Consider the following 13,773-nt stretch of genomic DNA (forward strand, 5'->3'; position numbering starts at 1 on the left):
GGAGCCCGCCATGACCGCCACCGCCGCGCTCTACCAGTTCGCCCATGGCCGCACCGGCGACAAGGGCGACCGTTCCAACATCAGCGTGATCGCCTATGACCCGCGCGATTTCGACCACCTGGTCGCGCACGTGACCGAAGACGCGGTGCGCGATCTGTTTCGCGAGCGCCGGCCCACGGCGGTCACGCGCTACCTGGTGCCGTCGCTGCACGCGATGAACTTTGTCCTCGACGGCGTGCTCGATGGCGGCGTCAATGACGCGCTGAATCTCGACACCCACGGCAAGGCACTGTCGTTCCGCCTGCTGCAGCTCGAGATCCCGGTGCCGCCGCGGCTGGCTCAGGCTACGCCGGACCGCCCCTGAACCCTTGCCTTGCCCGATAACGACTTCAACAGGAGACCTCCATGCATCCGTTCTTCAAGCCACTGGCCGTTGCCGCGCTCGCGCTGATCCTGCCCGCCGGCCAGGCCTGGGCCGAATTTCCCGACAAGCCGATCCGCTTCGTGGTGCCGTTTGCCGCGGGCAGCGCCACCGACCAGCTCGCGCGCGCCATCGGCCAGGCCATCACGGTGGACAGCAAGGTCACCGTGGTGGTCGACAACAAGCCCGGCGCCAACGGCTTTATCGCAGCGTCGGACGTGGCCAAGGCCGCGCCGGACGGGTATACCGTGCTGATCAGCACCAACACCACGCATGCGGCCAACGAGCACCTGTTCAAGAAGCTGCCCTACGACCCGGTCAAGGACTACACACCCATCACGGCGCTGGGACGCGGCGGCCAGATCATGGTGGTCAATCCGCAGGTCCCGGCCAAGACCGTGGGCGAATTCATCGCGCTGGCGCGGCAACAGCCGGGCAAGCTCAGCTTCGGCAGCGGCAGCTCGTCGTCGCGCATTGCCGGCGAGCTGTTCCAGCAGATGGCGCAGGTGCAGCTGCTGCACGTGCCATACAAGAGCAACCCGCTGGCCATCACCGACCTGCTCGGCAACCAGATCCAGATGATGATCACCGATACCGCCACCGGCCTGCCTCAGGTCAAGAGCGGCAAGCTGCGCGCGCTGGGCGTGTCGGGCAAGACCCGCTCGCCGCTGGCGCCTGAGGTGCCCACCATCGACGAGGCCGGCGTCAAGGGCTACGAGATGAGCTACTGGTTCGCCGCCTACGCGCCCGCGGGCACGCCGCAGCCGGTCGTGGCCAGGCTCAACGCGATGATGGTGAAGGCCGCGCGCAGCGAGAGCGCCGCCGGCTTCTACAAGTCTACCGGCACGGAAGTCTTCACCAGCACGCCCGCGGAACTGGCGAAGTTCCAGTCGCAGGAGTCCGGCAAGTGGGGCCGCATCATCAAGGCGGCGAATATCCAGCCGGAGTAAAAACCGGGCAGCGCAAGCTCCCATGCATGGGAAACGGGGCCACGTGGTCCCGTTTTTTACGCAGAAGTAGGTACGCTTTGACCCTTTCGGCCTTGCGGGGCAAGGCGCGGCTAAGATATGCGCTGGCCGCGCGCACCCATGCGCCGGCCTGCTCCTCGACAACACCAATCAGAACAGGATCAGGATATGAAGCTGCAGTCCATGGTGCGCCATGCCACCTTCAGCCGGAGCACGCGTCCGGGCTTGCGCCGCGCGGTCTCGCATGCCGTCGTCGCCATCGCCATGGGCGGCGCCGCGCTGGCCGCCGGCGTCGCTGGCGCACAGACCGCCACGCCGCCGCAGCAGCAGAAGACGCAGGTGCCGGGCTACTACCGCATGATGGTTGGCCAGCTGGAAGTCACCGCGCTCTATGACGGCTACATCGATCTGGACCCCAAGCTGTTCAAGTACACCAGCGCGCGCGAAGTGCAAAGCCTGCTGGCGCGGATGTTCGTCGCTTCGACGCCGGGCATGCAGACCGCGGTCAACGCCTACCTGATCCATACCGGCAGCCGCCTGGTGCTGGTCGACACCGGCGCGGCGGGCTGCTTCGGGCCGACGCTGGGGCGCATCGGCGAGAACCTGCGCGCCGCAGGCTATGCGCCCGAGCAGGTCGACACCGTGCTGCTGACCCACCTGCATGGCGACCATGCCTGCGGCCTGGCGACCGACGGCAAGGCCGCGTTCCCGAACGCGACGGTCTATGTCGACAAGGCCGACCTCGACTACTGGCTGAGCGAGGCCAACGCCGCTGCCGCGCCGAAGGAGGCGCAGGGCCTGTTCGCCATGGCGCGGGCCGCAGTCGCGCCGTACCAGGCGGCGCAGCGCCTGCGCACGTTCAATGGTGGCGCCGGCAGCGAGCCCATTCCCGGCGTGCGCGTGGTGCCGGCCAACGGGCATACCCCTGGCCACAGCGGCTACCTGTTCACCTCGGGCAACGACAGCCTGCTGCTGTGGGGCGATATCGTGCACAACCACGCGCTGCAGCTGCGCCGCCCGCAGGTGGCCATCGAGTTCGACGTGGACAGCAACCAGGCCGTGATCACGCGCAAGCGCATCCTGGAGCAGGCGGCCAAGGGCAGGTTGTGGGTGGGCGGCGCGCACATGCCATTCCCGGGTTTGGGCCATGTGCGCCGCGACGCCGCGGGCTATGCGTGGGTGCCGGCGGAATTTGGCCCCATCCGCAGCGACCGATAACGCAGCAACCGCTAGCCGCGGTCGAAGGGTTCCAACGGAACAACAGGGGGGGTGCCGGCGCTGCGCCGGGCCATGCCGGCCCGGGCGGGTTCAGGGCCGGCGCCGCTCCATCGCGACCATCGAAGGGGTAAAGCCGAGCTGGCCGAAGAAGGCGGCTTCGGACGAGCGCGCCGCGCGAAGCATCCAGCTGATATCGGGATCGCTGCCGACGATATGGCGCACGAGCGCGCGGCCGATGCCATGCCGGCGGTGGCCGGGCGCCACCACCACCATCGACAGGAACCCGTCGCAGACATCGTCGCACAGCGCGCGGGCAAAGCCGACCACCTCGCCCTTCTCGACCGCCACGGCCACGCGCTGCGAGTTGGCCACCAGTCGCGCGAACTTCTCGGGGCCGCCTACCCGGTGGGCCCAGCCATTGGCGATCAGTAGTTGTCTGGCTGCCTCGAGGTCGTCGGGCAACAGGTTACGGATTTCCATTGGCGGCTCTCCCAGCAAAGCATGTACGGCCCCTCGCCGCCCCTTGCCACCAGGGCGCCGCGAGTCGAGAACGGCACGGCAAGCCGTGCTGCGCAATTGGCGGAGTGTAGCGAGCGTGCGCGGGCGCGTCAATTTGGCTTCCGGCGGGGTGGGGCACCGCTCACGGTGACGCGCCGGCGCGGTATCATCGCTTCCATGAACGCCCCCGTCTTCTCCTCCGCGCATCCGGCCGACCAGCTTGCCGAGTTCACCGACGCGGATGCGGCGGTCGCCCGCATCCGCGAGATCTACGAGGCATCGGTCGGCGCCGTGCGCGCACGCTTCGATGCCTTCGCCGGCGGCAAGCCGCTGCCCTCGGCCGCGCATGCGTGCTATCCGTACCTGGGCATCTCGGTCAACATCGAGACCATGGTCACCGACAGCCGGCCGTCATGGGGCACGGTGGCATACCCTGGCGTATACGGCACCACGGTGACGCGGCCCGACCTGCTGGCCGACTACTATCGCGACCAGATCGAGCGGCTGATGCGCTATCACCGCGTGCCGGTGGTGGTGGGGCTGAGCCGGCGCCCGATCCCGCTGCCGTTCGTGATCGAGGCTTCCACCACCGACATTAGCTACACCCAGGCGCGCGAGCTGGAAGCCTCGTTCGTGCTGCCGGAACTGAACCGCATCGACGACGGCATTGCCAACGGCACCTATGAGCCGGTGCCGGGCGAAGCCTGGCCGCTGTCGCTGTTTCCCGCGGAGCGCGTCGACCTGGCGCTGCAGCGCCTCTACCACTACACCGGCACGGCGCCGCAGCACTTCCAGCGCTTCGTGCTGTTCACCAACTACCAGCGCTATGTCGACGAATTCGTCGCGCTGGGGCGCGCGCTGATGGGCGATGGCGACGGCGGCGGCTACACGCGCTTTGTCGAGCCGGGCGACGTGGTGCAGGACCTGGGCGCGGCGGAACCCGACGATGCCACGCGGCCGCGCGTGCTGCCGCAGATGCCGGCCTACCACCTGGTGCGCGGCGACAAGCTGGGCGTGACGCTGGTCAATATCGGCGTGGGGCCGTCCAACGCCAAGACCATGACCGACCACCTCGCCGTGTTGCGCCCGCATTGCTGGCTGATGGTGGGCCACTGCGGCGGCTTGCGCCGCTCGCAGCAGCTCGGCGACTACGTGCTGGCGCACGCCTACGTGCGCGACGACCACGTGCTCGACCACGACCTGCCGCCATGGGTGCCGGTGCCGCCGATCGCCGAGATCCAGGTGGCGCTGCAGGAAGCCGTGGCGCGCGTGACGGGTTTGTCCGGCAACGAGATGAAGACGCGCATGCGCACCGGCACGGTGGTGTCGACCGACGACCGCAACTGGGAACTGAAGTCCAAGGCGCTGTACGCGCGCTTCAACCAGTCCCGCGCGATCGCCATCGACATGGAAAGCGCGGCGGTGGCTGCCAACGGCTTCCGGCTGCGCGTCCCGTATGGCACCCTGCTGTGCGTTTCGGACAAGCCGCTGCATGGCGAACTCAAGTTGCGCGGCATGGCCAACGCGTTCTATCGCCAGCGCGTCAGCCAGCACATGACCATCGGCCTGGAGGCGATCCGCATCCTGCGCGAGAACGGCGTGGAGCAGTTGCATTCGCGCAAGCTGCGCAGCTTTGACGAGCCGGCGTTCAGGTAACGGTCCGCTGCGCGTTCTCGTGGAATGCAAAAGGCCGGCGCCCAAGGGGCGCCGGCCTTTTTTATCGCGCGGCAGAATCAGAATCGATACCCCACCCCCATGCTGAACAGCCACGGATCCAGGCTTACCTTGGAGACCTTGACGTCCCCCGCCTTCACGTCGCTCGACAGCCAGATCTTCTTGATGTCGGCGTTCAGGAACCAGTTCTTGGTCAGCTTGTAGTCCATGCCGATCTGCAGCGCCGGGCCTACGCTCCAGCTATCGAGCTGCAGCGCGTTGTTGGCGATGTTCTCGCCCCAGATGTGCGTGAAGTTCAGGCCCGCGCCGATATACGGGCGGAAGGTGCCGTTGGGAATGAGGTGGTACTGCATCAGCAGCGTGGGAGGCAGATGCTTGAAGGTGCCGATCTTGTTGCCGTCGAGGTAGACGTTTTGCTTCTGCGGCACCGTCAGCACCAGTTCGGCGGCAAAGTTCGGCGTGAAGAAGTAGGTGACGTCGAGTTCGGGGATCCACTTGTTGTTGACCGTGATGCGGTCCGAACGGCCGACGCCGCCAACGGGATCCGAGCTGTGGGCCATATCGAGGTAGGTGCCGCGCAGCCGCACCATCCAGTTGCCCTGGGCGTCGTCCGCGGCGGCCGCGGGCGTGGCAAAGGCGCCGAGCATGGCGCAGGCGGCGATGGCCGAACAGGTGGCGGTGCGAAGAGACAGTGTTTTCATGAGGTCTGCTTGGTTTGTTATCGAAGCCGCGCCTAGTGTGGCGTAGCGGGCCAGCGGGGGCCTTGACACAAAACAAGCGGAACCAAATGGTGCGCGCGGCGTCGCGAGGGCGCGACAGCGTGCCTCGCGCAGCGCGGCCTCAGCCGTCGCTTCTAACCACATGCGAAATGATTCGTAGCGCGGCCCGATGCTGCCGCTTACGCTGTGCGAAAGATCGGAGCACGCGCAAGGCGTGTCCGGATCGGCACCAGGCATGTCGTGGGCGCCCGCAAGGGCGTCTTTCCGGGTGTGCCCCGTGGGGGCGGGGCACACCGGTTTTCTTGCGCAGCGTCAGGTGCCAGGGCTAGGCCTCCGTGGCTGCGCTGGCCGAGGCGGTTTGCGTGGCTTGCGCCCGCGCGCCGAAGCCAGCCTGCAGGTGCCGGTTGACGCCCGAGACCACCGCGCGCAGCGAGGCCGTGACAAGGCTGGCGTCGATGCCCGCGCCGAACCCGGTCGGCGAATCGCCCACGCGGACTTCCACGTAGCAAGCTGCGCGCGCATCGGCGCCGGCAGTCATCGCGTGCTCGTGGTAGTCCATCACGCGTACCGGCAGGTCCAGCGCATCGATGAACGCGTCGATGGGGCCGTTGCCGGTGCCGCGCACGGTGCAGGGCTGGCCGTCGCGCTCCATCTGCACCGTGATCGCGGTGGCGCCAGTGGCGTCGGACGCCAGCTGATGCGAGACGTAGCGCAGCGGCGTCTCGCGCGCCAGGTACTCGCGCCGGAACAGGCCATACAGGTCGTCCGCGCTCGCTTCCAGCCCGGTGTCGTCGGTCATGGCCTGCACCGCGCGGCTGAACTCGATCTGCAGGCGGCGCGGCAGGTAGAGGCCATGCACCTGTTCCAGCAGGTAAGCCATGCCGCCCTTGCCGGACTGGCTGTTGACGCGGATCACCGCGTCGTAGCTGCGGCCCAGGTCGGCGGGGTCGATCGGCAGGTAGGGCACTTCCCAAATCGCGTCCGGCTGCTGCTGCGCGAAGCCCTTGCGGATCGCATCCTGGTGCGAGCCCGAGAACGCCGTGAACACCAGGTCGCCCACGTACGGATGGCGCGGATGCACCGGCAGCTGGTTGCAGTGCTCCACGCACTGGCGCACCGCATCGATGTCGGAGAAGTCCAGCTCCGGCGCCACGCCTTGCGTATAGAGGTTCAGCGCGAGCGTCACCAGGTCGACGTTGCCGGTGCGCTCGCCATTGCCGAACAGGCAGCCCTCGACGCGGTCGGCGCCCGCCATCAGCGCCAGCTCGGCGGCGGCCACCGCGGTGCCGCGGTCGTTGTGCGGGTGCACCGACAGCACGATATGCGCGCGCCGCGCGAGGCGGCGGTGCATCCATTCGATCTGGTCGGCGAACACGTTGGGCGTGCTGCATTCGACCGTGGTCGGCAGGTTCAGGATCATCGGGCGACCCGGGCCGGCCTGCCACGCGGCCGACACCGCGTCGCTCACTTCCAGCGAGAAATCCAGTTCGGCCAGGCTGAAGGTCTCGGGCGAATACTCGTAGGTCCAGGCGGTCTCGGGCATGGCATCGGTCAGCGCCTTGATCAGGCGCGTGCCCGATACCGCGACGGCCTTGATCTCGTCGCGCGAGGCATTGAAGACGATGCGCCGCCAGGCCGGTGCGATGGGGTTGTACAGGTGCACCGTGGCGCGGGCCGCGCCGCGCACGGATTCGACGGTGCGGCGGATCAGGTCTTCGCGCGACTGCGTCAGCACGACGATGGTGACGTCGTCGGGAATGCGGCGTTCTTCGATCAGCATGCGCACGAAGTCGAAGTCGGTCTGCGAGGCGGCGGGGAATGCCACTTCGATTTCCTTCAGGCCGATCTTTACCAGCTGTTCGAACAGGCGCAGCTTGCGCGCCGGGTTCATCGGCTCGATCAGGGCCTGGTTGCCGTCGCGCAGGTCGGTGCTCATCCAGCGCGGCGCGCGCGTGATGGTGCGGCCGGGCCAGGTGCGGTCAGGGATGTCGACGGTGGCGGCGGGGCGGTACTTGGTAGCGGGATTGACGAGCATGCGGAGTCTCCTTCCTCGCAAGGGAAGATGAAAGGGAAAAAACGGGAAAAAGGGTGGCGAAAGGCTGCCGAACTGCCACGGGGCCCTAGGCCCGGCAACCGATCGGTAGGCTTAGCAGTAGCGAGGAAGCGCGCAGGGCGCGGCCCGATGCCAGGGCAGCCAGCACGCGTGCGCGGGCAGCGATGCGGGACGCATCGGCAGCCTGGCGGGGAGTGCTGGAGTAAAGGTTCATCGTGGCTGGAGTGGGAGGGGCCGCAGCCGCTCCGCGTGGATGCGCATGCCGCGCAAGTCCATAGGAACGGGCAAGGTTAGTCGACAAGTCCGGGCCCGGTCAAGCGTTGCGCGCGTGCCGTCGTGCGCGGCAAACCGTCATGGCCCGATCAGGGGATCGTGGAAGGGCTGCGCCAAACGGTTGGGGGCCGGCTGCAGTGCGTGCCATCCGGCCGCGGTTTTTCTCGGCCGAATGGCGATGTCCTGCGCTGAATGGATGAATTGCGGCGATGTTCTGTGCGCCGCACCTCAGTCCTCTGGCCGGTATTGCGCCGGCCACTTTGTGCCTAGGCTGATAGCGCGGGAAAAACACGACTGGGGGAACAATCATGAGACTGAGAACGTGGGCATCCTGGCTGGTGGGCCCGGCCGCGGCCTTGTTGCTGACGGCATGCGGGGGTGGCGGCGGCGGCAGCGCGCCCGCCGCGCCGGCTTCGGGCGGCACCACCACGCCACTGACCTATACCGCGAAGATGAGCGTGACCTCGGGCGAGGTCGGCGTCGGCCGCACGCTGACCATCAGCGCGCTGGCCGTCGACAGCAACGGCGTCGACGTATCGGGCAACACCACCTTCGACTGGACCAGCACCGACAGCGCCGTCGCCACCGTGACGCCGGGCGCCGCCACGCCGGGCAGTGCCGTGGTCCGGGGCGTTGCGCCGGGCACCACCACCGTGCAGGTGGTGGCCACGGTCCGGGCCGCCGACAACACGACCGTGCAGCTCCCCCCGCAAGCGGCCACCATCACCGTGGTGCCGGCGTCGGCGCTGAGCTACACGCTGTCCATGCCCGCCGCCAGCCTGTCGATGAGCGACGGCCAGGAACTGCCGGTCAAGGTGACGCTGCTCGACAGCAACGGCAGCGATGTGTCGGCCAGCGTTTCGAACTGGGCATGGTCCAGCAGCGGCACCGCGGTCCAGGTCACGGCCAGCCAGAACAGCGCCACGCTCAAGGCCAGCAACGGCTCGCCGACGACCGCGGCCACGGCCAGTGTCTCGGTATCGGTGACCGCGCCTGACGGACATGCCCTCGCCGGCGTCATCGCGGTGACAGTGCAGAAGAACGGCGCCGCGGCCTATCGCGTGGTGACCACCAAGGGCGGGCGCGAGGTCAATGCGCTGCAGGTGTTCAGCAATCGTCCCGACACCTTCACCGCGCGCGTGCTGCGCCACGACGGCCAGGACGTGACCGCGGACTTCGACGGCGCCTGGACCTACGCGGCCACCTCGGCGACACTGTCGGCGACCGAAGCAGCGGGTACGCATGACGCCACCGTACGCACCAGCCTGGCCGGCGACACGGGTCCGGTCCAGGGCAGCCTGACGGTCACCGCGGTCAGCAGCAAGCTGGGCGAGCGCCGCAGCGCCACCCTGACGGTGACCGAGAACCCGCTGTGGGCACTGGTGGGCGACAACCAGGACCCGATGACGCTGCTGCTGCTCGCGCCCGTCCCGGTCGAGGTGACCGCGCGCATGAAGCACCTGGGCGAGGATGCGCAATTCACCGCGTGCAAGGCCTGGGCATGGTCCAGCACCGGGCCGGTGTCGCTGAGCCCGAGCGCGGTGATGCTGCCCAACCAGGTGCGCGCCAGCGGCACCGCAGCCGGCGACTTCACCATCACCGCCACGTGCACCGCGGTCGCGGACAATACGCCGCTGAAAGTGGTCTTCTACGGGACGGTGAAGTAAGGGCTGGTATCCCGCGGCTGACGAGACGCCCTCCGGATGGAGGGCGTTTTGCTTTGCGCTTTTGCTTTGCTGAGACGCAGACGGACTGCGGGTTTGCTCCCCTCTCCCGCAAGCGGGGGAGGGAGTACACAAGCGGCAGGGATGACTGTTGAGCGTACCCGTTTCTGCGTGGCAGTGTTCGGCACCTGCGTGCCTGCCCCGCCGACGAGCGCGCAAAGCGTACCCAATTCTGCGTGGATGAGAGCAAGCCTCGCGAAGGGCCGGATTGACCCGGCAAAGGCGCACGCCGCCACCTGCCAAGAGGCCCGGACGCGCGCAACCCGCCGCTGGCCGCGCCATGCGGCAGCAGCGAGCGTACCCGTTTCTGCGTGGAAGATAAGGAGAAGAAAAAGCGCGCGTCAGCGCTTGCGCACGAAGCGCACCACCTGCTCGGCAGGCTTGTCCTGGCTGGCGGGCGTGCTGGTGTTGGCGCCGCAGGTGTTGCAGCCGCCGTCGTCGCAGCCGCTGGCGCAGCCCGCGGCGGCCTGCGGCGCCAGCCAGCGTGCCAGGCGGCCGCGCCAGCCCGCGGCCGCAGCGCCGCCCAGGCGCGCCGCCAGCGCCGCCTTGACGCGTTCGCGCGTGCGCGGCGCATAGCGCGCCACCACCGACACCGCGCACGCCAGCACGATCAGCGGGACCAGCAGGGTTTCGATGGCGTGGTAGAGGGACATGGCGGCAGCTGGCCTCAGCTGAACATCAGCGCGACGCGGTAGGTCACGAACGCGGCCAGGTAGGCCAGCCCGGTCAGGTAGGCGGCGGACAGCGCCATCACCTTCCAGGAGTCGGTCTCGCGCCGGATCACCGCCAGCGTCGAGATGCACTGCGGCGCGAACACGTACCACGCCAGCAGCGACAGCGCGGTAGCCAGCGACCACTGCGCCGCGATCATCGGTGCCAGCTGCGTGGCCACGGTCTCTTCGCTGCCCGACAGCGCGTAGACGGTGGCCAGCGCTCCGACGGCGACTTCGCGCGCGGCCAGGCCCGGCACCAGCGCAATGCAGATCTGCCAGTTGAAGCCCACCGGCGCGAACACCTTCTGCAGCGCATGGCCGATCATGCCGGCAAAGCTGTAGTCGATGGCCGGCGCGGTCGCGCCCTCGGGCGCCGACGGGAATGTCGACAGGAACCACAGCAGCACCGTCAGCGCCAGGATCACCTTGCCCACGCGCGACAGGAAGATGCGGGCACGCTCCCACAGGCCGATCGCCACATCGCGCGGATTGGGGATGCGGTACGAGGGCAGTTCCATCAGCAGCGGATGGTCGGTACGGTCGCGGCGCAGGAACTTGAGCGCATAGGCCACCACCAGCGCGCTGACGATGCCGGCCACGTAGAGCGCGAACAGCACCAGCCCCTGCAGGTTGAACAGGCCCATCACGGTGCGCTCGGGGATAAAGGCGCCGATCAGCAGCGCATAGACCGGCAACCGTGCCGAGCATGTCATCAGCGGCGCCACCAGGATGGTGGTGAGCCGGTCGCGCGGGTCCTGGATGGTGCGCGTGGCCATGATGCCGGGAATGGCGCAGGCAAAGCTGGACAGCAGCGGGATGAACGAGCGCCCCGACAGCCCCGCGCCCATCATCAGGCGGTCGAGCAGGAACGCCGCGCGCGGCAGGTAGCCGGATTCTTCCAGCGTCAGGATAAACAGAAACAGGATCAGGATCTGCGGCAGGAACACCACCACGCTGCCCAGCCCGGCGACCAGGCCGTCGACCAGCAGGCTCTTGAGCATGCCGTCAGGCAGCCACGCGCCCAGCATCTCGCCGGCCCAGTGCACGCCGCCCTCGATGCCGTCCATCAGCGGCTCGGCCCACGAGAACACCGCCTGGAACATCAGGAACAGCAGCACCGCCAGCAACAGCAGGCCGAGCACCGGGTGCAGCACGATGCGGTCGATGCGGTCGTCCAGCGCAGCGGTGCGCGCCGGCATGCTCACCGCGGCCGACAGCAGGCGGTTGACTTCGGCATGCACGTCGAAATCAGGGCCGGACGCAGTGCCAGCCCGCGGGGCCGGCGGCAGCGCGGCATCGAGCAGGCCGACCAGCGACGCGGCGCCGTCGCGCCGGACCGCCACGGTGCTGACCACCGGCACGCCGAGCGCGGCCGACAGCTTGTCGCGGTCGATCTGAATGCCGCGCCGCTCGGCGGCATCGCTCATATTCAGCACCACCACCATCGGCAAGCCCAGCTCGCGCAGTTCCAGCACAAAGCGCAGGTGCAGGCGCAGGTTGGTGGCGTCGACCACCGACACCAGCAGGTCCGGACGCGCTTCGCCGGCGCGCTGGCCCAGGCAGACATCGCGCGTGATGGCCTCGTCGAGGCTGGCCGCATGCAGGCTGTAGGCGCCGGGCAGGTCGAGGATGCGCACCTGGCGACCGCCCGGCGAGACGAAGTAGCCTTCCTTGCGCTCGACGGTGACGCCCGCGTAGTTGGCCACCTTCTGGCGGCTGCCGGTCAGGCGGTTGAACAGTGCGGTCTTGCCGCAATTGGGATTGCCGACCAGCGCAATGCGCAGGGCAGAGGAGGAAGCAGCTGCAGACATAATCCGGGGAAGGCTCAGGCAGTCCGTTTGGCGGACGGTTGGGCAGTCTGGTCGCCCTGCGTGGCGGGGGCGATGCGCGTGACCGAGGCACTGGCGATTTCCACCCCGATGCGCGCCGCCTCCGAGCGGCGCAGCGCAAAGCGGGTGAAGCCCACCTGCGCCACCAGCGGATCCATGCCGAACGGCCCGTAGGCGATGATCTGCACGGGCTCGCCGGCAACGAAGCCCAGTTCGCGCAGGCGGCGCGCAACCGGATCCCCAGGGGTGGCGTCGTCCACCGATTGCACTACGGCGGGCGTGCGCCGTGGAAGTTCAGACAACCGCATCATGCTTCCAGTCCGTGGCGCGGCCTGCCGCCAAGCGGTCGGTGCGACCGCGCCGGGGTATGTAAATGAAAATCGTTTTCATTGTATCGCAAATGTGGCTTTGCGTTGCCCCCTCAAAGGGCGGGCACGCCAGCCTTGCCGCGCCAGGCACGGCAGGAGGCGAATGATAACCGCTAAGGGTCGTCGCTGAGCGCGTACAGGCGGTCGCGAGCGGCTGTCCATCGAGCCGCGCGACGGTCCGGCAATGAAACACCGAATCCGCGCCGAGCCTGCCGTCGCGCGCAATTACTGCATTTGCGTTATGGCTGCCGTAAGCCGGCGGCGTTAAGCTCACAGCACGCTGAACACCCCGTTCCACGCGTACTTCACAAGCCATCGGTCCCTGGACCGGTGGCTTTTTCTTGATGGCTGCGCTTCCGCTGCGCCGGCTTGCCCGCCACCATGGCGACAAAGTGGTCGCGCGCCGGATGGTCCGGCGCAGTCTTCCAGGCGCAATAGACCTCCGAGCGCACCGCGGCGTCGGCCAGCGGCCGGAACGCCGCGCCCGCCATGCCGGAGCGCTCCAGCGCCGCCGGCACCACCGCCACGCCCATCCCCTGCGACACCAGCGACACCACCGACAGCCAGTGCCGCACCTCGTGCCGGATCTGCGGGAAGAAGCCCTGCGCGGCGCACATGTCGAAGATGCGGCTGTAATAGTCCGGCGAGGCCTTGCGCGAGAACAGTACGAACGGTTCGCCGCGCAACGAGGTCAGCGGCAGTTCCGCCAGCGCGGCCAGCGGATGGTCGGCGGGCAGGCAGCAGACAAAGGGCTCGGAGTGCACCAGCGTGGCCTGCAGCGTATCCGGCACCCGGCCGGTGTGGATGAAGGCCGCGTCAAGTTCGTCATGCAGCAGCGCGTCGATCTGTTCCTGCGAGTTCAGTTCGGTCAGGGCCACGTGGATGCCGGGATAAGCGGCCTGGAACTCGCGCAGGGTCTGCGGCAGTCCGCGGTACAGCATCGAGCCGACAAAGCCCACGCGCAGGCGGCCGACCGCGCCGGCTTCGATCTCACGCGCCAGCACGCGCGCGGCTTCCGCCTGCGCCAGCAGCGCCGTGGCCGATTCGCGAAAGGCCCGGCCGGCCGCAGTGAGCCGCACGCCGCGGCTGTCGCGGTCGAACAGCCGTGCCCCGACCGAGGCCTCGAGCTGCTGGATGTTGAGCGACAGCGGCGGCTGCGATATGGCCAGCCGGCGCGCGGCTCGGCCGAAGTGCAGTTCCTCGGCGAGCACGAGGAAGTAACGCAGGTGGCGGAATTCCATGGCGATACAAAATTTATATGGATCAAGCCAATTTTAGAATTAGACGCGAATGCTTGGGGTTTGAATAATGGTGG

General features: G+C 68.3%; 12 protein-coding genes. 5 read left to right on the forward strand and 7 right to left on the reverse strand.

Features of this window, described 5'->3' with window-relative positions; translation table 11 throughout:
* Positions 1 to 10: 10 nt before the first annotated feature.
* From RALTA_RS16085 to RALTA_RS16095, 3 genes are all read left to right on the forward strand, one after another.
* Complete coding sequence (locus RALTA_RS16085) at positions 11 to 364, forward strand: AtuA-related protein (RefSeq protein WP_012354925.1); 354 nt, start codon at positions 11 to 13, stop codon at positions 362 to 364.
* Between the two features lie 41 nt (positions 365 to 405).
* The gene (locus RALTA_RS16090) at positions 406 to 1,371 is read left to right on the forward strand and encodes a Bug family tripartite tricarboxylate transporter substrate binding protein (protein ID WP_012354926.1); all 966 of its coding nucleotides are present in this window, start codon (positions 406 to 408) and stop codon (positions 1,369 to 1,371) included.
* Between the two features lie 186 nt (positions 1,372 to 1,557).
* Positions 1,558 to 2,607: an MBL fold metallo-hydrolase gene (locus RALTA_RS16095; protein ID WP_012354927.1), complete on the forward strand. Its 1,050-nt coding sequence runs from the start codon at positions 1,558 to 1,560 to the stop codon at positions 2,605 to 2,607.
* Between the two features lie 90 nt (positions 2,608 to 2,697).
* On the opposite strand, the gene RALTA_RS16100 is transcribed toward RALTA_RS16095, so the two are convergent.
* Complete coding sequence (locus RALTA_RS16100; RefSeq protein WP_012354928.1) at positions 2,698 to 3,087, reverse strand: GNAT family N-acetyltransferase; 390 nt, start codon at positions 3,085 to 3,087, stop codon at positions 2,698 to 2,700.
* A gap of 195 nt (positions 3,088 to 3,282) precedes the next feature.
* Between RALTA_RS16100 and RALTA_RS16105 the strand changes: the two genes are divergently transcribed.
* Entirely contained in the window at positions 3,283 to 4,761 is a 1,479-nt protein-coding gene (locus RALTA_RS16105) for an AMP nucleosidase (protein WP_012354929.1), read from the forward strand.
* Between the two features lie 77 nt (positions 4,762 to 4,838).
* Here the strand turns inward: RALTA_RS16105 and RALTA_RS16110 are convergent, their stop codons facing one another.
* Positions 4,839 to 5,480 carry an OmpW/AlkL family protein gene (locus tag RALTA_RS16110; protein WP_012354930.1) on the reverse strand — a complete coding sequence of 214 codons (642 nt, stop codon included), beginning with the start codon at positions 5,478 to 5,480 and terminating at the stop codon, positions 4,839 to 4,841.
* A 343-nt stretch (positions 5,481 to 5,823) separates the two neighbouring features.
* Positions 5,824 to 7,533, reverse strand: coding sequence for a 2-isopropylmalate synthase (gene leuA, locus RALTA_RS16115; RefSeq protein WP_012354931.1), 1,710 nt, complete (start codon positions 7,531 to 7,533; stop codon positions 5,824 to 5,826).
* A 599-nt stretch (positions 7,534 to 8,132) separates the two neighbouring features.
* Here leuA and RALTA_RS16120 point away from each other — a divergent pair.
* Entirely contained in the window at positions 8,133 to 9,491 is a 1,359-nt protein-coding gene (locus RALTA_RS16120) for a hypothetical protein (protein WP_012354933.1), read from the forward strand.
* Positions 9,492 to 9,889: 398 nt separating this feature from the next.
* Here RALTA_RS16120 and RALTA_RS16125 read toward each other — a convergent pair whose 3' ends face one another.
* The 4 genes from RALTA_RS16125 to RALTA_RS16140 all read right to left on the reverse strand — a co-directional run bounded on the left by RALTA_RS16125 (position 9,890) and on the right by RALTA_RS16140 (position 13,699).
* On the reverse strand, positions 9,890 to 10,201 hold the full coding sequence (locus tag RALTA_RS16125; RefSeq protein ID WP_012354934.1) for a DUF6587 family protein: 312 nt from the start codon (positions 10,199 to 10,201) through the stop codon (positions 9,890 to 9,892).
* A 14-nt stretch (positions 10,202 to 10,215) separates the two neighbouring features.
* Positions 10,216 to 12,072 carry a ferrous iron transport protein B gene (feoB, locus tag RALTA_RS16130; protein WP_012354935.1) on the reverse strand — a complete coding sequence of 619 codons (1,857 nt, stop codon included), beginning with the start codon at positions 12,070 to 12,072 and terminating at the stop codon, positions 10,216 to 10,218.
* Positions 12,073 to 12,086: 14 nt separating this feature from the next.
* Positions 12,087 to 12,398, reverse strand: coding sequence for a FeoA family protein (locus RALTA_RS16135; protein ID WP_012354936.1), 312 nt, complete (start codon positions 12,396 to 12,398; stop codon positions 12,087 to 12,089).
* A gap of 365 nt (positions 12,399 to 12,763) precedes the next feature.
* The gene (locus tag RALTA_RS16140) at positions 12,764 to 13,699 is read right to left on the reverse strand and encodes a LysR substrate-binding domain-containing protein (protein ID WP_012354937.1); all 936 of its coding nucleotides are present in this window, start codon (positions 13,697 to 13,699) and stop codon (positions 12,764 to 12,766) included.
* Positions 13,700 to 13,773: the final 74 nt, after the last annotated feature.

The organism is Cupriavidus taiwanensis LMG 19424 (genome assembly GCF_000069785.1).
In the GTDB taxonomy this organism is placed as follows: domain Bacteria; phylum Pseudomonadota; class Gammaproteobacteria; order Burkholderiales; family Burkholderiaceae; genus Cupriavidus; species Cupriavidus taiwanensis.

Coding starts and splice junctions, on each gene's coding strand:
- RALTA_RS16085 (WP_012354925.1), top strand. CDS start 11: ATGACCGCCACCGCCGCGCTCTACCAGTTCGCCCATGGCCGCACCGGC.
- RALTA_RS16090 (WP_012354926.1), top strand. CDS start 406: ATGCATCCGTTCTTCAAGCCACTGGCCGTTGCCGCGCTCGCGCTGATC.
- RALTA_RS16095 (WP_012354927.1), top strand. CDS start 1,558: ATGAAGCTGCAGTCCATGGTGCGCCATGCCACCTTCAGCCGGAGCACG.
- RALTA_RS16100 (WP_012354928.1), bottom strand. CDS start 3,087: ATGGAAATCCGTAACCTGTTGCCCGACGACCTCGAGGCAGCCAGACAA.
- RALTA_RS16105 (WP_012354929.1), top strand. CDS start 3,283: ATGAACGCCCCCGTCTTCTCCTCCGCGCATCCGGCCGACCAGCTTGCC.
- RALTA_RS16110 (WP_012354930.1), bottom strand. CDS start 5,480: ATGAAAACACTGTCTCTTCGCACCGCCACCTGTTCGGCCATCGCCGCC.
- leuA (WP_012354931.1), bottom strand. CDS start 7,533: ATGCTCGTCAATCCCGCTACCAAGTACCGCCCCGCCGCCACCGTCGAC.
- RALTA_RS16120 (WP_012354933.1), top strand. CDS start 8,133: ATGAGACTGAGAACGTGGGCATCCTGGCTGGTGGGCCCGGCCGCGGCC.
- RALTA_RS16125 (WP_012354934.1), bottom strand. CDS start 10,201: ATGTCCCTCTACCACGCCATCGAAACCCTGCTGGTCCCGCTGATCGTG.
- feoB (WP_012354935.1), bottom strand. CDS start 12,072: ATGTCTGCAGCTGCTTCCTCCTCTGCCCTGCGCATTGCGCTGGTCGGC.
- RALTA_RS16135 (WP_012354936.1), bottom strand. CDS start 12,398: ATGCGGTTGTCTGAACTTCCACGGCGCACGCCCGCCGTAGTGCAATCG.
- RALTA_RS16140 (WP_012354937.1), bottom strand. CDS start 13,699: ATGGAATTCCGCCACCTGCGTTACTTCCTCGTGCTCGCCGAGGAACTG.